This is a genomic window from Ruminiclostridium papyrosolvens DSM 2782, assembly GCF_029318685.1.
GTDB lineage: Bacteria > Bacillota > Clostridia > Acetivibrionales > DSM-1351 > Ruminiclostridium > Ruminiclostridium papyrosolvens.
In genome coordinates, this window is the sequence record NZ_CP119677.1 from 3,759,134 (window position 1) to 3,779,186 (window position 20,053).

Annotated in this window: 19 protein-coding genes; 4 read left to right on the forward strand and 15 right to left on the reverse strand. The window is 36.6% G+C overall.

Annotation, left to right across the window (positions count from 1 at the left end):
- Positions 1-34 precede the first annotated feature (34 nt).
- The 11 genes from P0092_RS16810 to P0092_RS16860 form a co-directional block, all read right to left on the reverse strand.
- Positions 35-1,393 (reverse strand): extracellular solute-binding protein, encoded by a 1,359-nt coding sequence (locus P0092_RS16810; protein ID WP_004616175.1) that lies wholly within the window; start codon positions 1,391-1,393, stop codon positions 35-37.
- A gap of 181 nt (positions 1,394-1,574) precedes the next feature.
- Positions 1,575-2,216 (reverse strand): helix-turn-helix domain-containing protein, encoded by a 642-nt coding sequence (locus P0092_RS16815; RefSeq protein WP_004616173.1) that lies wholly within the window; start codon positions 2,214-2,216, stop codon positions 1,575-1,577.
- A gap of 149 nt (positions 2,217-2,365) precedes the next feature.
- Positions 2,366-3,808, reverse strand: coding sequence for an MBOAT family O-acyltransferase (locus P0092_RS16820; protein WP_004616171.1), 1,443 nt, complete (start codon positions 3,806-3,808; stop codon positions 2,366-2,368).
- A 2-nt stretch (positions 3,809-3,810) separates the two neighbouring features.
- Complete coding sequence (locus P0092_RS16825; RefSeq protein ID WP_004616170.1) at positions 3,811-4,863, reverse strand: hypothetical protein; 1,053 nt, start codon at positions 4,861-4,863, stop codon at positions 3,811-3,813.
- A gap of 179 nt (positions 4,864-5,042) precedes the next feature.
- A complete protein-coding gene (gene nspC, locus P0092_RS16830) occupies positions 5,043-6,191 on the reverse strand; it encodes a carboxynorspermidine decarboxylase (RefSeq protein WP_004616167.1) in 1,149 nt (382 codons plus the stop codon).
- Positions 6,192-6,278: 87 nt separating this feature from the next.
- A complete protein-coding gene (locus P0092_RS16835; RefSeq protein ID WP_004616165.1) occupies positions 6,279-7,478 on the reverse strand; it encodes a saccharopine dehydrogenase family protein in 1,200 nt (399 codons plus the stop codon).
- Between the two features lie 239 nt (positions 7,479-7,717).
- Entirely contained in the window at positions 7,718-7,912 is a 195-nt protein-coding gene (locus P0092_RS16840) for an aspartyl-phosphate phosphatase Spo0E family protein (protein WP_004616163.1), read from the reverse strand.
- Positions 7,913-7,968: 56 nt separating this feature from the next.
- The gene (locus P0092_RS16845; protein ID WP_004616161.1) at positions 7,969-8,706 is read right to left on the reverse strand and encodes a copper amine oxidase N-terminal domain-containing protein; all 738 of its coding nucleotides are present in this window, start codon (positions 8,704-8,706) and stop codon (positions 7,969-7,971) included.
- Positions 8,707-8,807: 101 nt separating this feature from the next.
- Positions 8,808-9,773 (reverse strand): Gfo/Idh/MocA family protein, encoded by a 966-nt coding sequence (locus tag P0092_RS16850; RefSeq protein ID WP_004616159.1) that lies wholly within the window; start codon positions 9,771-9,773, stop codon positions 8,808-8,810.
- A 94-nt stretch (positions 9,774-9,867) separates the two neighbouring features.
- The gene (locus tag P0092_RS16855) at positions 9,868-10,539 is read right to left on the reverse strand and encodes a DUF421 domain-containing protein (RefSeq protein WP_004616158.1); all 672 of its coding nucleotides are present in this window, start codon (positions 10,537-10,539) and stop codon (positions 9,868-9,870) included.
- A 31-nt stretch (positions 10,540-10,570) separates the two neighbouring features.
- A complete protein-coding gene (locus P0092_RS16860; RefSeq protein ID WP_004616156.1) occupies positions 10,571-10,942 on the reverse strand; it encodes a DUF4363 family protein in 372 nt (123 codons plus the stop codon).
- A gap of 96 nt (positions 10,943-11,038) precedes the next feature.
- On the opposite strand from P0092_RS16860, the gene P0092_RS16865 reads away from it, so the two are divergent.
- Both P0092_RS16865 and P0092_RS16870 read left to right on the forward strand, forming a co-directional pair.
- Positions 11,039-11,767: a DUF421 domain-containing protein gene (locus P0092_RS16865; protein WP_004616154.1), complete on the forward strand. Its 729-nt coding sequence runs from the start codon at positions 11,039-11,041 to the stop codon at positions 11,765-11,767.
- A gap of 14 nt (positions 11,768-11,781) precedes the next feature.
- Positions 11,782-12,147, forward strand: a complete 366-nt coding sequence (locus P0092_RS16870; protein ID WP_004616152.1) for a DUF4363 family protein — start codon at positions 11,782-11,784, stop codon at positions 12,145-12,147.
- Positions 12,148-12,229: 82 nt separating this feature from the next.
- Here the strand turns inward: P0092_RS16870 and speA are convergent, their stop codons facing one another.
- The 3 genes from speA to P0092_RS16885 form a co-directional block, all read right to left on the reverse strand.
- The gene (gene speA, locus P0092_RS16875) at positions 12,230-14,149 is read right to left on the reverse strand and encodes a biosynthetic arginine decarboxylase (protein WP_004616151.1); all 1,920 of its coding nucleotides are present in this window, start codon (positions 14,147-14,149) and stop codon (positions 12,230-12,232) included.
- A 248-nt stretch (positions 14,150-14,397) separates the two neighbouring features.
- Positions 14,398-15,624: an MFS transporter gene (locus tag P0092_RS16880; protein WP_004616149.1), complete on the reverse strand. Its 1,227-nt coding sequence runs from the start codon at positions 15,622-15,624 to the stop codon at positions 14,398-14,400.
- Positions 15,611-16,840, reverse strand: coding sequence for an MFS transporter (locus tag P0092_RS16885; RefSeq protein ID WP_004616147.1), 1,230 nt, complete (start codon positions 16,838-16,840; stop codon positions 15,611-15,613). Before P0092_RS16885 ends, P0092_RS16880 begins: the two co-directional genes overlap by 14 nt.
- A gap of 267 nt (positions 16,841-17,107) precedes the next feature.
- Between P0092_RS16885 and P0092_RS16890 the strand changes: the two genes are divergently transcribed.
- Both P0092_RS16890 and P0092_RS16895 read left to right on the forward strand, forming a co-directional pair.
- Positions 17,108-17,665 (forward strand): TetR/AcrR family transcriptional regulator, encoded by a 558-nt coding sequence (locus P0092_RS16890; RefSeq protein WP_276187235.1) that lies wholly within the window; start codon positions 17,108-17,110, stop codon positions 17,663-17,665.
- A 25-nt stretch (positions 17,666-17,690) separates the two neighbouring features.
- The gene (locus P0092_RS16895) at positions 17,691-18,680 is read left to right on the forward strand and encodes an aldo/keto reductase (RefSeq protein ID WP_004616146.1); all 990 of its coding nucleotides are present in this window, start codon (positions 17,691-17,693) and stop codon (positions 18,678-18,680) included.
- A gap of 78 nt (positions 18,681-18,758) precedes the next feature.
- Here the strand turns inward: P0092_RS16895 and P0092_RS16900 are convergent, their stop codons facing one another.
- The gene (locus tag P0092_RS16900; RefSeq protein ID WP_004616143.1) at positions 18,759-19,988 is read right to left on the reverse strand and encodes an MFS transporter; all 1,230 of its coding nucleotides are present in this window, start codon (positions 19,986-19,988) and stop codon (positions 18,759-18,761) included.
- Positions 19,989-20,053 lie beyond the last annotated feature (65 nt).

The following is a 20,053-nucleotide window of genomic DNA, read 5'->3' on the forward strand; positions in this document are numbered from 1 at the left end:
TTATACTTTGAATTTATTTTCGAGATACTAATACTTATTTTTTAGCTGCTAACTCCTTAGCCTTTGCTTCCATTTCCTTATCAACCTGGTCAGGAGTCTTTGATAATCCAAACAGAGCCTGTGTAGTACTCTTATGTAAATCACTTAATTCAGGTGAGAGGTATTGGTCATACCACAACTGAACAGAAGGAGCCTTTTGAACTGCATCTAAAACATTCTGCAGAAGAGGATCGCTAACTTTTACACCCTTCACTGGAGGAACTCTTCCTGCTTCAATACGCTTTTCAACTGCTTTATCATCAATCATGTACTGAATGGCTTTAAATGCACCTTCAGGGTCTTTACAAGTCTTTGCAATATGATAGAAGTTGTCTCCAACAGTACCAACAACTGCATTTGGTTCACCCTTACCGCCTTCAGCAGCCGGGAATGGGAATGAGCCAACTTTTTTCATAAAGTCTTTGTTTTCACCTGCAGCTGTTGAAAGGAACCATGAACCCATAAGAGTCATAGCTGCTTTTTCAGTGTACAGAAGTGTACGGGATTGTCCGGAATCTTCATCAAGTCCGTTGAAGCCCTTGTTGAAGTAATCTTTCTTAACCCAATCCTGTATAGTAGCTCCGGCCTGTTTAAATGATTCATCCTCAAATGAACCTGTACGTGCCGCTGCATTCTTGAATGCATCTGCTCCACCAAAACGGTTAGCAAGGTACATATAGTACATTGAACCAGTCCATTGTGTCTTGTTTGCCAGTGAGAATGGGATTATCTTATTTTTCTTTAAAGTGTCACATACAGTTTCAAGTTCTTTTATAGTCTTTGGAACCTGAAGGTTATATTTAGCAAATAAGTCTTTGTTGTAGAAGAACATTGCAACTGCTGTGTTTTCTACAGGAACACCCCATATCTTATCTTTGTATGTAGCCTGATTGATGCCTGCATCCATGAAACGTTCTTTATAGTTGTCTTTATCCATGTAAGGTGTTAAATCTACAATCTTGTCTGCATCAACATATTCATTCATTGAACCGCCGGTCCAGCTAAAGAATATATCAGGTGCAGTATTTGAACTCAATGCGATTTTAAGCTTTGTTTTGTATGCGTCGTTCTGCATAACCTGAACATCTACTGAATATTTTGGATTTTCTTTAGTAAATCGGTCAATATCAGCCTTAACGTTGGATGTCATAGGCTCGGTTGTCTGAATATGCCACAAGGACAATTTTACAGGATCGCCTGATGCTGCAGTACTTGGTGCAGCTGCTGATGAAGAACCTGCCGCCGCTGAAGAGGATGATGATTCTGATTGGTTCCCTGAACCACAAGCCGCAAGTGATACTGTCATAGCCAGTGCTAAAGCGGCAGAAAGGGTTTTTCCAATTACTTTTTTCATATTTTTGCCTCCTTTATTATTATGTTTCAATTCTAACACGATAAAGGAGGCATTTTAATTTAGAAAACTTACTTCTTCATATAAAATTGTGACATTTATATAATTTTAATACTATAAGTTAGCAGTTTTGCATAATGCGTTTAAAATTTATATCAATTCAGATATGTGGAAAATGTTGATATTATCTTTTTTTCTTTCTGGAAACTTTAATAATACAAACATTAATTACAGCACCTAAAACAAAATATAGCATCCAGCACAAACCATAAGTTTTAAGAGAATTACCTAGCTTTGGTAAAGGAGTATAAGACCAATAAAAGCCCCCTACTTTACCATCCACGAAATTGAATATACATGAAATAGGCATTAATAATAAAATCCATGTATTTATCAATAAAAAATACTTTATAGATATTTTTTTAGAATCATTTTCGCCGATTATCATTCCTATCACAAAAATCATACAACCTATAGCCATTACAATAAATCCTGTTGCAACAGCAGAGGATGTCTGCTTCTCTTTCCATATCATAATTGCTAAAATTAAACCAATAAAATTAATAGCCGTACCCATAGCCGCAAAAATAGCAGCACTCGGTTTCTTTTCCGTTGTATCCTTTGGAAGATCAATTCCCTTTAATAAATAATCCGTCGTAATTTTAAAGTACTCACTCATCAGAATAATTTTCTCAATATCCGGCATGCTCTGTCCGCTCTCCCATTTAGATACTGCCTGACGGGATACTCCCAATTCATCAGCAAGCTGTTCTTGTGATATTCCTTTTGTTTTCCTTAAACTTTGTATTCTGTCTGATATATTCATCAGTGATACTCCTCTCAAGTTTTGTTGGTACTATAGTAAATAAAATATCGGTTGCTATCCACCAACTATTAAAGGAAATTTGTCAACCAGTAGTTGCATACCTGTAAAATCAAGGGTTTTAAAACATAAGAGAGTTCAACAAAGTTCAATCAAAACTGAAAATAAATAAAGGAATTGGTATTAAAAACTCCAAATATAATAATAAAAATTAATGCTGAATAGTAAATAACCCATCTGTATGCAACAGGTCTATTGTTTAACTCATTGATAATTTTTCTGTTTCGTTGAAATAACTGCACTACCAGTAATAGAAAAATTACTCCACAGCCTAATGCCAGTTGATATCTGGAAACCCCTGCTCTTCCTATGTTAATTTTCAGACTGAAATCCATAAAAATTCGCTTAATAATTGTAACAGCCTCTGTAAAGGAACTCGCTCTGAAGAATATCCATGAAAAGCATATCAAATTAAATGTACAAAATACTTTAACCATTTTATTTATATATGGGAATTTATCAATGCCTGTCCTCTTTGTAATTTTGGCTCTTATGTCCTTACTGATTATTGCAAATACTAAGTAGAAGCCGTTCAATCCGCCCCAGATAACATAGGTCCAATTGGCTCCATGCCAGAGCCCGCTGAGAAGGAATACTATCATAGTATTCCTAAACCATTTCCATTTAGCGCATCTGTTTCCGCCTAAAGGGATATATACATAATCCGTAAACCAACTTGAAAGGGATATATGCCATCTCCTCCAAAATTCAGATATTGTCTTTGAGAAATAGGGCCTGTTAAAATTCTGCATTAATTCAATTCCCATTACTCTTGAAGCACCCCGTGCAATATCCGTATATCCTGAGAAGTCACAGTATATTTGGAAAGCAAAGAAATAAGTTGCAATTACTAAGGACAATCCATTTACTGAAGTTGGATTCCCATAAACACTATTTACTACCAAAGCCAGATTATCTGCTATTACTATTTTCTTAAAGAGTCCCCACGCCATAAGTTTTAACCCGTCTGAAACCCTCTGAGCATCAAAGCTATGCTCTTTATGAAATTGCCACAGCATATTTTGGGGTCTTTCAATTGGACCGGCAACTAATTGAGGATAGTACATAACATATAAAGCATAAATTCCAAAATGCTTCTCCGGCTGTTGTCTACCTCTATATACCTCTATTATATAGCTCATGCTCTGGAACGTATGGAATGAAAGACCTATGGGTAGTATAATTGAAAGACTGCTTATGGGGTAATTCCAGTTTAACATGTCGGACAAATGCTTTATACTTTCGTTAAAGAAGTTAAAATATTTAAAAACGAATAACATTCCTATGTTTGTAATTAAACTTGCAATAAGAAATATTCTCTTACTGTTACCTTGCATTCTGGAAATAATTATTCCTGCAAAGTAATCCACTACTATTGTTACACCTAATATTAGTATGTATTTGGGAACAAAAGCCATATAAAATATACAACTGCTAATTAAAAGCAAAAACCAACGACTTTTGTGTGGTAATAAAAAGTACAACACTGTCACTACAGGAAAGAATATTAAAAACTCCATTGAATTAAACAGCATTTCTATATCTCCTTATCTATTTTAATCCATAAATCTTGTGCAATAAAAGAATATCCATCCGGCAGTAAATGCACGTGATCGGAAAAAAGCTTATAGTCAACTTTATTATTGTAATTAATAAGTTTTGCATTCTTATCATCAAAAAGCTTTTCTATAGCATTTACATTATCCTTATAGCCTTGTTTTGCTGTCTCACTTTTAAGCAGTTGGTTATTCACTGCATTTAAAATAAATGTTATATTTTTACCCTTTTGCAACTCAATAATCTTGTTAATAAAATAAATTTGAACACTGCTTTCATTAAGATTAAACTTTTTATCAGAGAAATACCATTTATTTTCGGGCTTTGTCATAGCATTTATTAAATCTGCCTTTGAACTCCATACACTCAAAGTCGGGTTTGATTCTCTTAGCAAGTTATTTGATACTGATTTTATCTTATTTGTTACAAACCCGCTGTTTCCAATAATCCCGATATTTTTATTGGCAAAATGGTATATTTCAGATTTTATTTTTTTCCAAAGTGAATCTTCTTTTATTGCACCTGCTTCAACCATTTCGTTATAACTATCATTATCCAGTTCCTTTAAATAATGATTAAACCAGTAAGTTGGTGTCTTTGCATTTATCTCCCAATAAGAAAAATTCAAAATAACATTCTCTATAGAAACCCCATGCTTTTGAAGTAAGAGTAAAATCGTATAATAATCTCCGAACATGGTAGACGGTAATGCTAAATTAAAAAACCTGATATCTTTGCCTTCTTTTTTTGAAATAGCATTTAAATAACTACTAATTGTTTTGTCCGGAGGACATGGGGTACCATACCCAACTGAATCACCAATAAATATGTAGTAATTATTAATTTTTTCTCTTGATATCGTCTGTTTAATGGCTTTAACAGCCAATTCTATAGAATAAACATTATCCTTGAATACATCATAAGTAATTCTTTGATTATACACATATCTTGCAGGGAAAGCATACGCAAAAATAACCTCTGTAGATATAAGAAAGATAATTAAAAAAATAATTGCTTTTCTTAGAATTTTCATATTTCACCCTTTTATTTAATAATTGTAAAACCCTTGCATATAATACTATATTCTTGTTTATTTTTCAATATATGTAAGTTGAATGTGTTTGCAATTAACAAAAAAATGCAGAAAGCCCCTTCAGGCTATAATTAACCTGAAATTCACTTTCTGCATCACCAGAAATTCAGTTTATTAATTTACGATAATCTTCCCTCAAAATCCTCATATCCAAACTGCTTTATTATCTTTATACCTTCTTTTTCACTGTAGAGTGCAATAGCAGGAAGGTTTATGCCGTTAAAGGTATTGTTCTTGACCATCGAATAATGTGCCATATCACAGAAAACAAGTCTGTCTCCGGGTTTCAGTTTTTGATTAAAGGAGTAGTCCCCGATAATATCCCCAGCCAGACAGGTATGTCCTCCAAGCCTGTAGGTTACGAGGTTTTCATCCGGCATTCCCGCTCCGATTATGTTTGGCCTGTAAGGCATTTCTAATACGTCAGGCATATGGCAGGCTGCCGAAGTATCCAATATTGCAATATTCATTCCATTTTCTACCGTATCAAGTACCTTCGCCACAAGATATCCGGTATTTAGTGCAACTGCTTCTCCGGGCTCCAGATATACGTCAATTCCGTATTTATCCTGAAAGTAATTAATTGAACGAACAAGCGCTTCAATGTCATAATCAGGTCTGGTTATATGGTGACCTCCGCCAAAATTCAACCATTTCATGTCCTTGATATAACGTCCGAATTTTTCATCAACCACTTTAATTGTTCGCTCAAGGGTATCTGAATTTTGCTCGCACATAGTATGGAAATGAAGTCCTTCAATACCCTCCAGTTCTTCGGGCTTAAAATTGGGAAGGGTTACTCCCAATCTGGAGAATTTGTAGCAAGGGTCGTATATTGGATGCTCCAATTCAGAATACTCGGGATTAATACGTATTCCACAACCTATTTTTTTAGTTGCTGTCTTAACCTTGCCTTTATATTTGCCCCACTGGTGAAAAGAATTAAACACTATATGGTCACAATATTTCATTATTTCGTCAAACTCTTCTTCTATATAGGCAGGGGCATAAATGTGAACCTCTTTCCCCATTTTCTCGTAACCCAGTCTTGCCTCAAACAAAGAGCTTGAAGTAACTCCTGCGAGATATTTTCCAATGAGAGGATATACCGAATGCATGGAAAAACCCTTTTGTGCCAGAAGTATCTTGCAGCCTGTACGCTTTTGAATTGAGTCCAGAATTTCAAGATTTTTTACAAGAAGACGCTCGTCAACTATGTAGCATGGCGTAGGCAAGCTTTTTATATCAATACCTAAATTATTAATCAATTTTAATTAGCCTCCATGAAACGCCGCCACCAACCCAGCTATTTCTGTAGCTTTCGCATTTGGCAGCGGCTGCATAATGTTCTCTTACTAGTCAATAAGCTCCGGTGAAAAGCTTTCTTTCCAAGGAAGTCCGCATCTGTTCAGTTCTTCCATAAACGGATCGGGATCAAATTCTTCTATATTGAAAACACCCGGTCCTTTCCAAATTCCCTTGAGCATCATCATTGCACCTATCATTGCAGGAACTCCTGTTGTATAGGAAATTGCCTGTGAACCCACTTCCGCATAGCACTCTTCATGCACACATACGTTATACACATAATAGGTTCTTGGCTTTCCGTCCTTTATACCCTGTATAATACAGCCGATGTTTGTTTTGCCCTTGGTTCTTGGCCCAAGTGAAGCAGGATCAGGAAGTACAGCCTTCAGGAACTGCAGAGGAATAATCTTCTGTCCTTCAAAATCAATTGGCTCGATAGATGTCATACCCACGTTTTCAAGCACCTTCAAGTGTGTTAGGTATTTCTCTGAAAAAGTCATCCAAAACCGAATTCTTTTTACACCTTTTATGTTCAGTGCCAAAGATTCAATTTCTTCGTGGTGCAGCAAATAAACATCCTTTGGTCCTATTTCTGGAAGATCGTAAACCCTTTTTAACTCAAGTGGCTCTGTTTCAACCCAGTCCCCGTTTTCCCAATAGCTTCCTTTTGCAGTTATTTCACGTATATTTATCTCAGGATTAAAGTTAGTTGCAAACGGGTATCCATGATCTCCTGCATTTGCATCAACTATATCTATATAATGTATCTCATCAAAATAATGTTTCTGGGCATATGCGCAGAAAACACTTGTTACACCCGGGTCAAAACCGCTACCCAAAAGTGCTGTTATCCCAGCCTTTTCAAATTTATCTTTATAAGCCCATTGCCATTTATATTCAAATTTCGGTATCTCAGGCGGTTCATAATTTGCAGTATCGAGGTAGTCCACACCCGTTGCAAGACATGCATCCATTATAGTCAAATCCTGATATGGAAGTGCTACATTTATAACAATGTCCGGCCTGAATTTATTGATAAGGTCGATTAGCATATCAGTATTATCAGCATCCACCTGTGCTGTTTGAATTTTAGTTTTGCTTCCTGCCAATTTATTTTTTATAGCCTCGCACTTCTCCAATGTTCTGCTGGCTATACATATTTCTTCAAATACATCGGGATTCTGACAGCATTTATGGATAACAACACTTGCTACACCACCCGCACCAATTATCAAAGCCTTTCCCATATCATCAATACCTCCTGATTTACATATCATAATTACTTCACGGTGATTATACAGAAAATAATATCAAAAATCAATATAATTTATCTGCATATAAGTATATTATGTGATTAACACTAATTTTCTATCCGTTTGCCATCACTCGTAAAGGTTTCTAACGGAATTATAACAAAAAAACAGAACCTGTAGATAGAAAAGTTCTATTCCTGCAAGTCCCGTTTTATTAACATATTTATTCAATATCAAGCAACTTCATTACTCTCTGTACCAGTGTCAGGCTTTGCCTGCTTCATATATTCAACTATTAATTCATCAAGTTTTTGGCTTAAGCCTAAAACTTCCAAGCTCATGCCTCCATTTTCCAGACAATCTTCCAGTTTTAGGTTCAGTCTTTCTCTTAATGTCTCCATATCCTTATATAATTGTTGTATATCCAATTAATGTATCTCCCCCTTGACATAACAGAGAATACTCCGCATTTGATACGGATGTTTTACTGTGCTGTCTGTCCTGGTGTTGTTGGCTCTGTCGGTGTTGTTGTTGGTTGTGCTGGCATTGTTGTCGTCTCTGCGGGTGTTGTTGTTGATTGTGCCGGAACAGTAGGAGTCGGGTTTTCAATCTCAACTACCTGTGAATCACTATCCCATTTCACCAATAATCCCATCTTCTCAACAATAAATTTTATTGGAACAACAGTTCTTCCGTTTATTGAACATGCTGGTACATCAATCTTTGATTCAACGCCGTTTACATATATTTTATTATTATCTAATTGAAGAACTATTTCAGTATTATCTTTTGTAATGAGAACCTTTCTTTCTGCAGAAATCCATTTAACCTCAGCTCCGAAAGCTTCTGATAATGCCTTTACCGGAATTAATGTTCTACCGGATTTGATGACCGGTGGTGTATCAAATTTTACTTTTGCACCCTTAACAATTATGTTTTCTACCGGTAATACTGTGACATTTTTATTATTTTTTTTGATTTTATCCCCTGTAATTTTCAGCTTTGCAAGCTCATCTTTAGAATAAGTAGCTTTGATAGCTGCCTTCTCTGCAGCTCTATCCTGCTTTTTCATACTGTTGGCATTTTTATCCGGTTTATTGCTGTCAGCTATCGTATACTTTGAAGTTGTATTACTGCTCTTTGCCAACACACCCGGCATTACCAAAGACGTCATTAAAATTATAAATGCCAACGATCCAATCAATACTTTTTTTAATTTCATTTGTATCCCCCCATAATAAATATAATTTGCAGACAATTATTATCAGCAATATATTCATTCGTTATAGTTTGTTATTTTAAGGGGGTATTTTTATTAATTTTCTACACAATTCCCCACTGATTCATCAGCTTATCAAATATATCGGCACAATTTGCCGTATCTTCAAGAGGAATTATATCACTTTCAAGCTTGCCTTTTTCAAATAATTTATTAAAATGTTTTATTTGATAGACAAAACCTTCCTGGCAATCATCTTCAAATGATTCAACCAGATTATTATTATTGTCGTAAAGCTCACACTTCTTTGAACTGAAGAACTCATATAGAACTATTCTTCCATTAGTACCGTAAATCCCGGCATCCCGGTTTACGTCAGCCCTAACTCCACAGCTTAACATTGCCAGTGCACCTGATTTAAAGCTCATATTAATAACCGCAAAATCATCTACACCAGTATCTGCTTTCGTTGCAAACCCACTTACCATGTCAGGCTTTTCTCCCAAAATTCCGGTTGTAAATTCTATTACATATACACCGACATCATATAGGCTGCCCCCTGCGAGTTGAGGATTAAAAAGTCTGTGTTCAGGGTCATAAGGTGTGTTAAAGCAGAATTTTGCATCTACAAGCCTAACATCACCTATCCTGCCTGAGTTTACCCATTCTTTTGCTTTTTGAAAGGAAGGCAGACAGCGAGTCCACATAGCCTCCATTAAAAGCACCCTCTTACTTCTGGAAAGAGCAACCAGCTCTTCTGCATCTTCTTTATTTATGGCAAGAGGTTTTTCACATAAAACGGCCTTACCGTTTTCAAGACACATCTTAACTATATTAAAATGAAAATTGTGTGTGAGTGCGACGTATACGACATCTACTTCGTTATCTTGTATTAATTCAATATAGCTGTCATAAATTTTTGATGCTTCGAATTTTTTGGAAAAAGCCTCTGCTCTTTCCCTGTTGCCGGAAGCTACAGCCACTAGTTCTGTATCCGGAACGGCATTTAAAGCTCTTGCAAATACCTGAGCTATACCGCCTAACCCTATAATACCATATTTGATATTCATTTGGAACCTCCGCATGTAAATTTCAGCAATATAATTTAACATTATACCACCGTATTTAGCTTTGAAACAACAATTGTTAAAATACTTTTCTAAATCATTTTCTGTAAGTTATTACATTCCATGAAGAATCCAACTCTACGAGGAAAACTTCATTTGTATAATCCTTTATTCCCTGTTTTTTTAACTCCTCTACCAACCAGACTTCACTCCTGCCAACATACTCAAGATTTTCCTTTACAATTCTTCCATTCATTATCAGTGGCATACTGATTGGCTTATCACACACATTAATATTCATATCCTTTTTGGTAACAGGCCTATTCTGTGCCTTAGCAAAAACAGAAAGTGTACCGTTAGGCTCTAAAACTGCTGCTTCAATATCTGAAACCCGGTCGAACCCTTGCTGCCTCAACATGCCGAAAAGCACATTCAAGCTGATATTCAGTCTCCTCAATTCATTAAAGTCTATCTGACCGTCATTTATAATGATAGAGGCACTATGCTCCATTACTTTTGTAAATTTGGCTGTAACAGCTATCTTTGATGTTATTAACATTAATAGTATCAACAGACCTGTTCCATAAACAGATTTAATCATTACCTTGTCAACCAGTGGTTCAGCTGCAACATTTCCAATAACCATCAGTCCTGCAATTTCATATGCCGTCATCTGAGCGATTGCTTTTTTTGTAAGTATTCTTGTTGATAAATAAGTAAAAAAGTAAACTAAAACCACTCTTACAGAATAAGTTAAAACTGTTTGCATATTTTTCTCCCACACTTAATTAAATGCCGTTTTACGGCTCTGCAAATGGCTGTATCGCATATCGGAGTGCTGCTTTCAATAATCCCGCATACTCCAGTGCACTATCCTGTTTATTTTTTACTGCAACAGATAATTGTTCAACTGTATGGCTGAATGTAATATATATTTCACTTGAATTATTAATTTCAATTAAATACTTTCTTGACTTGTAATTAGCTGTGAATTTTTCTGTTTCTTTTTCCGCTCTTGGCCAATCTTTATTTGATACTGCTTGTTCAACTGCTTCCAGTTGGCTTTTCATGGCTCCAGTCTTAAAACACACAGAAAAAACTATCCATATTAAAAGAAATAACACCAGCCACAAAAATACAAGTTTCCTTCTTATGTCAACTCCGATTAACACCAAATATCCACCTCCTTGTATTTATTTTGCTTTAATTGTATAAAAATTATTTACAACAGAATAATAACTAATTATCGGTAATGGGGAGGAAGCGAATTGAACGAAGGACTGGTAGTATGCGTCAGGTCAATTATAAGCTTTTTTTCACTGTTGATATTTACCAGAATATTAGGCAAGGAACAAATAAGTCAATTGACATTTTTTGATTATATTCTTGGAATAACTATCGGCTCCATAGCGGCGACCTTGTCAACGGACCTTTCCAGCCGTTCTTTGCCCCATTGGATAGGGTTACTGGTATGGGCGGCCTTGGGTCTATTACTGGAATATATAACTTTAAGATGGAGATATGTTGCCAAGTACTTGGAAAATGAGCCTACCATAGTAATTATGAACGGCAAAATAATGGAGAAGACTTTGAAAAAAATGAAGTTCAGAGTTTCGGATATTACTGAGTTGCTGAGGAACAAGGATGTATTTGATTTGAATGAGGTCGATTTTGCCATTATTGAGCCAAATGGTCAATTATCAGTTCTGAGAAAGCCTGAATTTCAGAATTTTACCCCAAAGGACATGAATATTCAGAAAAAAACAACCGGTATAAGTACTGAACTGATTTATGACGGAATATTAATAGAAGAAAATCTACGGCAATTGGATAAGGATAAAAAATGGCTTTTAAAGGAACTTAAAAAGCACAAAATATCAAATATTTCAGATGTTTTTCTTGCAACCTTAGACCCTTCTGGTTCCCTGTATATTGATTTATACAAAGACCATATGAATAAAATCACTGATATCGGTGATTACAAAGGACCATATTAATGGAGTGAAGCAAAATGAGAAAATTTCTGGTTATAACTATTCCTATTGTTACAATAGTTTTGTTTATTTTTGTTATGGAAAGTGATATATTCTTAAAAAAACCCTTTGGGAAGAATGACAGTATACCTCAGTCAATAAATGCCGTTATCAATGATATCCAAAAGGACGACTGGGATAAAGCTGTCAAGGATACAAACAATCTGTCTGAAGTCTGGAAGAAAATCGTCAGAAGGGTTCAGTTCAGCTCAGAACGTGACGAAATTAATGCATTTAGTATTAATCTGGCAAGACTAAGAGGTTCCATACTGGCAAAAGACAGAGCAGGAGCTTTTTCAGAGCTATATGAAGCTTATGAGCATTGGGAAGATTTAGGCAAATAGTTATTATTGTATTAATAGCATGGGGAGGCTGCAAAACACAAAGTATTTCTGTTTTGCAGCCTCCCCTTAAAGTCTTTATTTATTATCTTTCGTAATAGGTGTACCCTCTCAATCCGTTATCATATGCACGCATTATTTCAGGTCTCTCACTGGCACTTATTAAACCTTCATGAATTGCCTGCTCAGCTTTTTCACGGAAGCTTACCAGCATATCCTTAGGGTCAAATTCTACGTATGAAAGCACATCAGAAACACTGTCCCCATGGATTTCCTTTACAAGGTCATAGGTACCGTCACCGTTTATTCTGACACTGACAACATTTGTGTCTCCAAACAAATTGTGAAGGTCCCCTAAGGTCTCCTGATATGCCCCCACCAAAAATACACCAAGATAGTAGTCGTGGTCGCTTTTAAACTCATGCAGCGGAAGTGTTGTTCTTACGTCGTGTAAATCTATAAATTGGTCTATTTTTCCGTCACAGTCACAGGTTATATCCGCTATTACCGCATTTCTTTTAGGCAATTCAAGCAGCCTGTGCAAAGGCATTATAGGGAAAAGCTGATCTATGGCCCAGCTGTCAGGTATTGACTGAAATACAGAAAAATTACAGTAGTAAATATCTGCAATTGCACTTTCAATATCCTCCAAGTCAGGGGGAGCATTTTTCAGCTTTTGTTTTTCCTTCGCTATCTGGTTAATAGTATTCCAGAATATCTTTTCAGAAAATGCACGTTCACGAAGACTGATACGTCCATGTTTGAACATATCACGTATTTCATCCCTATAATAAAGGGCATCGTTATAGCACTCCTGTATATTTTTGAGTGTTATATTCTTATTTACATCAAACAGGTTTCGTATCTGCTCTGATGTACTTTCGTCAAGCTTGTCAGGTATATCATGCTCTTCAAATTTCTCAGTATCCAGTACATTAAATATAAGCACCGAATAATACGCAACCGTAGTACGCCCTGACTCTGTAACAATTACAGGGTGAGGTACGTCGCCTGAATCAAGGGTAGTCATAACAGCCTCTACAATATCCATGCAGTATTCCTCAACAGTGTAGTTTCGGCTGTTGGTGTAATTTGTATTTGAGCCGTCATAGTCTACTGCCAATCCGCCGCCCAAATCCAGATACCCCATGGGTGCACCTTCTTTTACCAGTTCCGCATAAACACGGGCTGCCTCAAGAACTGCCGAACGTATATCTCTGATATTCGGTATCTGTGAGCCCAGATGGTAATGCAATAGTTTAAGAGAATCCAACATTCCCTCTTCCTTCAGCCTGTCAACCATTGAAATCACCTGAGACATATTCAGTCCGAATATACTGCGGTCTCCGCCGGATTCAGTCCAATGTCCCCCCGCTTTTGCAGAAAGCTTTATACGTATACCAATATTAGGCTTAATCCCCAATGCCCTTGAACGCTCAAGAACAATATCCAGTTCCCCGGGTATCTCTATTACAAAAAAGCATTTAAAGCCCATTTTTACTGAATACAGGCCTAAATCTATAAATTCTTCGTCTTTGTATCCGTTACAAATCAGACAGGCTTCCTTATCCTTCATTACCGAAAGTGCGGCAACCAGTTCCGCCTTACTGCCTACTTCAAGTCCGTGGTGATATCTCTGACCGAATCTTGTCACTTCCTCTACTACCTGCTGCTGCTGATTTACCTTTATGGGATAAACTCCGCGGTATGCACCCTTATAGTTAAGCTTGTGCATAGCCTCATTAAATGAATTATTTAAAAATGAAATCTGTGAATCCAGCAAATTTTCAAAACGCAATAGTACAGGCATGTCCAGTCCGCGTTCCCGAACTCCTGATATAATATCCATCAGGCTTACAGCCGCAGAGCTGTTATCCTTGTAAGGATTTACCATAACCTCTCCATTGTCAGATACAGAAAAATAGCCGGCTCCCCAATTCTTAATTCCATAAAGTTCTTCGGACTTTTCTTTAGTCCATCTACCCAAAAGTTCTGCTTTATTCATGGCCCTCTTCCTTTCCATATAACAAGTTATTCTCTACCTAACAACGGATTATTCTTGAAAATATCAAGGTGCTTCACAGAGGTAAGAGTCAAAATTTTTTTCTAGAAGCAGACAATACCACACTTAAAGGACTGTTGTCAATATAGTATAGCACACTTGTAAATATTCCTATTAAATCTCAAATTATACATCTGTATTTTTTAACAAGTATCTGCCATTATACAATCCAATAGCCAGTCTGCATATGATTAATTACTATCGTCTAATTTGTTTATACTTAACTTTCCATTATACCTTTTACTTCTTATTATATAACCTGTAAACGCAATAATTTGTGTTACCAGACCGAATATACATACCCCCGTCCATGAAAAATGTTCAAGACTGAAGGAACCCATAAATGAGCCTGTTGCCCCTCCCACAAAATATGATACCATAAACACCGTATTTATCCTGTTTCTTGCTTCATTACTCAATGCGTGAACTCTTGCCTGGTTTGAAATCTGACATGCCTGAACACCCAAATCCAGCAATACTATACCTGTTATCAGCCCCCAAAGCTTAAATCCAAGGAATAAAAAACACAGATATGCCGCTGTAACAGTAAACATACCTATTACTACCGTAAATCTGGGACTTCTTTTATCTGCAATCCTGCCCACTACAGGAGCTGCCAACGCACCTGTTATTCCTATAAGGCCAAATAATCCGGCGGCATCTGCTCCCATTTTGTATGCAGGGCTTTGAAGGAGAAAAACAAGGGTTGTCCAAAATGCGCTAAAAGCAGCAAACATCATAGCTCCGTTAAGAGAAGCCTCTCTTAAAACCGGCAGCTCCTTAGCCAGCTTACCCATTGACCTGAACAAATCCTTATAGCCAAGGCTTGAAATACCGGGGCATTCCGGTATGAACTTTCTCAGAAACACAGCCAATACCAGCATCATAACCGCCGCTATCAGGTATACAACCCTCCAGCCCATATATTCTCCTATCAATCCGCTAAAGGTACGTGATAAAAGTATACCAATAAGTAAACCACTCATTACAGTTCCTATAATCCGGCCTCTCTCCTTGGGGTCAGCAAGCTGTGCAGCCAAAGGTACTATAAACTGAGGTACTACAGAAGTAAAGCCTATAGCAAAAGATGAAACTGCAATCATTATAATACTATTTGAAAAAAACATTAGCAAAAGAGAGCCACAGGAGAAACAAAGCATAGTGATTATTAATTTCCTTTTTTCCTTTATATCTGCAAGAGGAAGTAAAAATAACATTCCCAGAGCATATCCTGCCTGAGTAAGCATAGCCACAAACCCCACGCTTACCTGTGTAACATTAAATTCTGTTGCAATTTCCGCAAGCAACGGCTGAATATAATAAAGGTTTGCTACAGTTATTCCGGTTGCTGCAGCCATTATCAGTACCAAAAATCTGTTTAATTTAAAGCTGTTGTAAGTAGTGTTATTGTTTTGCAAAGAGTCTTGCCCCTTTCAATAATATAAGTATGGGAATCATTAGTACGACTATAGCTGCACCGCAAGATACAAAACCAATCCGTGCATTGTAGAATTGTGTCATTGCACCTGCAAACAAATTGCCTATAGGTGTTGAGCCTGCAAAAACCAACGTGTATATGCTCATAACTCTTCCCCTGTATTCATTGTCTGTATTAAGCTGTAATGCTGAATTTGAACTTGAGCTGAACATAACGAAGAAAAAGCCTGTTATGGCAAGAACAAGTCCCGTAAGTATGAATTTATCCGTAAATGCAATTAATATCAAGAGCAAACCAACCGCAACAGGAACGATGCGTAGTATAATCCTTTTTGGGCCTGACCTGCTGAAAGCTGCTACGTAAACTGCACCAAACAGTGAGCCAACTCCCATAAAAGACATAAGATACCCGAATCCGGCTTCCTTCATATGAAGAATCTTGGACGTAAATACCGGTATCAGTACACTGAAGTTTGGAGCAAAAGTGCCTACTATAGCCATAATTATTATAGTGGAGAAAAGAATTTCACTTCTCAATATATACCTAAGTCCTTCTCCGATATTTTGAAATATGGTCTTACCCTTTTCCACCTCTCCATTCTCTAACTTTTGTGGCTTTATGAAGAACAAACTTATTAAAACAGCTCCAAAGCTGATTGCATTTGCAAAAAAACAAAAAGCTACGCCTGAATATTCCATTAAGATACCTGCTATTGCAGGCCCTATAATTCTTGAAATATTAAAAACAGTGGAATTCAGTGCGATTGCATTCATAAGGTCTTCTTTTCCAACCAATTCAATTACAAAGGATTGTCTTGCAGGCATATCCAAGGTATTTGCCATTCCAATGGCAGAGGCCATTATTATCAGGTGCCAGTATCTTATTTCTCCCGTAAAGGCTAAAATCGCAAGAATAAGTGTTATTAACATAGATGCTGACTGAGTGATTATAAGAAGTTTCTTCTTTGGAAATCTATCAATTATAACTCCGGCAAATAAAGAAAACAACAGTACAGGCAAAAATTGAAGTGCTCCTACCAACCCAAGCAAAAAGGGAGAATCAGTTAGTTTATAAGCAAGCAGAGGTTGGGCTATATTCTGCATCCAGGTTCCTATTTGTGAAATGCACATTCCAAACCAATAATACCGAAAATTTTTATGTCTCAATGATATAAACGGGTTGTTTAAATTCGCCAATTAACCGCCTTCTTTCCAGTTCAACTGATAAATATTATACATTTAAACAACCACAATCATCAACTATTTATATTTTCTGTCTTTTACAGGATTGTCACATGGCTCATTATTGCCTTTTATGGAGTTTATACAGAACTGTTATTATCCGGGTTAATAACAAAATTTTAAAAATATGGTATTTGGTATTGTAAAACTTAATATAATAATATACAATACTACCAAACGGTAGGTAGTATTTAAGGAGGTCATATAAAAAAAAATGAGATACTGAACAAATCATTAGAGTTATTTGCAGGCAAGGGGTATTTTGGTACCCACATGGATGATATCGCCAAAGCTGTTGGAATTAAGAAAGCCTCCTTATACTCACATTACTCAGGTAAAGAAAGTATATTTACAGCTATATTCAATGACATTTTAGAAGATTACTCTTCTTTTATTGATAATTTGACAGCTTATAGTGAAGAGTTAAACTGTCTGGAGAAATTAGTAAGTATTTTTTCAGGCTACTTAAATAACTGTAAGAATAATAACAAAATGGTCTTCTGGGATAGATATTATTATTATCCGCCAGAATATTTAAAAGACTATATTTTACAAAAAACATATGAAATCGAAATGCTTTTCATAAACAAAATCACAAATATTATAGAACATGGAATCAAAAACGGAAATATCAGAAATGTACCTGCAAACGATGTTGCCTTATCTTTTTATTACATGATGATAGGGTTTTCCATGACGGTTAAGTTTTACGATGAAAAGGATATAGAAAAGGATATTGTTAAATGTACAACTGTATTTCTGGATGGTATAAGAAATTAAATTATATGTTAGGAGGGTATTTTATATGAATCAAGAATTCAAGAGAAAACTTGGACGGTCAGGAATTGAAGTCAGCCCCTTAGGATTGGGTTGTTGGGCTATTGGCGGACCATTCTTTTATGCCGGAATGTACGACGGTTGGGGTGATGTTGATGATGCTGAGTCAATTAAAGCCATACACAGAGCTTTAGAACTTGGTATAAACTTCTTGGATACTGCAGATTGCTATGGTGTTGGTCATAGTGAAGAAATAATCGGAAAAGCCATTGCAGGAAAAAGGAACAACATTGTACTTGCTACAAAGTTTGGAAATTTTGGTAACGAAACAACTAAAACCTTATATGGTGTCAATCTTACTCCTGATTACATAGAGAGAGCATGTGATGCCTCCCTTAAAAGATTCAATACCGATTACATTGACGTTTACCAGCTTCATGAAGGTAATATATTAATCTCCGACGTGGAAACAGTATGTATGACTCTTGACGAGCTTGTCAAAAAGGGTAAAATTCGCACATATGGTTGGAGCACTGATTTTATTGATGGTGCTAAACTATTTGCAGAAAGACCTAATTGTTCTGTTATTCAGCACTGCCTAAATGTTTTTAATGATGCTCCGCAATTAGTTGAATTCTGCAAAAACAGCGACCTTGCCAGTATTAACCGCAGCCCTCTGGCTATGGGGTTCCTAACTGGCAAATTTAATGCAGAATCTTTGTTGCCAAAAGATGATGTTCGAGGTGCGGGTCATTCTTGGATTCAATATTTCAAAGACGGAAAGCCTGTACCTGAGTTCCTTGATAAACTAAATTCAGTGAAAGAAATCCTAACCAGCAATGGTCGTACTCTAGTTCAGGGTGCTATAGCATGGATTTGGGGTAAAAGTGATAGCACTATACCTATTCCCGGATTTAAAACAACAAAGCAAGTTGAAGAAAACGCAAAGGCAATAAATTTTGGTCCTTTATCAAAAAATCAAATGGATGAGATAGAAGGAATTCTATCAAAAGGCTAAGTAAATAATATGTTTTTTTGGGGCTTGTAAGTAATTCTTGAGCTTACAAGCCCTCTATTCAACCGTTTTACTTATTACTTATATCTGTGTACTGGGCTTACCTGCTTCTAATAGAATCTTGTTCAAGTATAACGCAATTCCTATAAATACTATAAGTACTCCCGTAACTCTCAGCAGCCACTCTATTTTTATATAATCCGCCATAGGGCCAAACACAAGCATACCTGCCGGCATCATAGAGCTGGTAATCATTGACATAACTCCAAATACCCTGCCCATATACTCTTCTTCAACCTTTTCCTGTAAAAGGACAGTTGATGGAATATTAAAAACAGGCATTGATAATCCTATCGCCCCCATAAAGAACAGATATATCCAGAATACGGGTATTATCCCCAGTACCAAGGTACAAATGCCCGTTACCAGTGTAGATAATGCCATGGTATGGGCTTTGTTTTTAAAGCCGCCCCAGGATGCCATGATAATCCCGCCCAAAGTCATACCTGCTGAAAACACAATTTCAATTGCCGTGAGCCTCCACACATCATTTCCGAAAGTTCTTGTAACCTGAAGTGGTGTAAGGAATGCCGCCGGAGCTGCTAATATTAAAAAAAGCGCTTCAAAAATAAAAAACGTTCTTAAATATCTATGGTTTTTTGTGTATATGAGACCTTCATGAAAATCTTTAAAGTAGCCTCCGGACTGTTTGTTCACAGCTTTTGAATGTACGGGAACATGTACAAATAAAAGAAGAACTATAATTGCGATTACAGCTGTAAAGACATCAATAAAAAATATGAGATTAATTGTTGTAACACTCATTAATGCACCGCTCAGCATTGGCGATGCAAGCATAACCAGCGCTTGTATACTGCCGTTTATTCCATTGACTTTTGTAAGGTTTTCCTGAGGTACAATCTGGGGTATAAAAGCACCTACCGTAGGTGTCTGAACAGCAGTTCCCAGTGCCCTTATTGCAAGAACCACAAAAAGCAGCCACATACTGTTGTATCCGGCCATAAACAAAATCGCCATTATAAGTGTAGCCAGTGCTATTAAACTATCGGATGCCATTATAAGAACTTTACGGTTATATCTGTCTGCCCATACCCCTGCAAAGGGTGAAAGGAAAAATGTAGGGACGAAACCGCAGATAATGGATATGGTCATCATTACGCCGGACTGTGTAGTCATGGTAATATACCAAATAATAGCATATTGAACCAAAGATGAGCCCAATAATGATATGGTCTGACTGGTCAGAAACAGTATTATATTCTTCTTCCAATTATTACTTGGGTTGTTCATAAGGGTCAGGCCTCCTTGCCATAATAAGTTATTATGCTTTCTTGCACACTAACCTATTATAACTA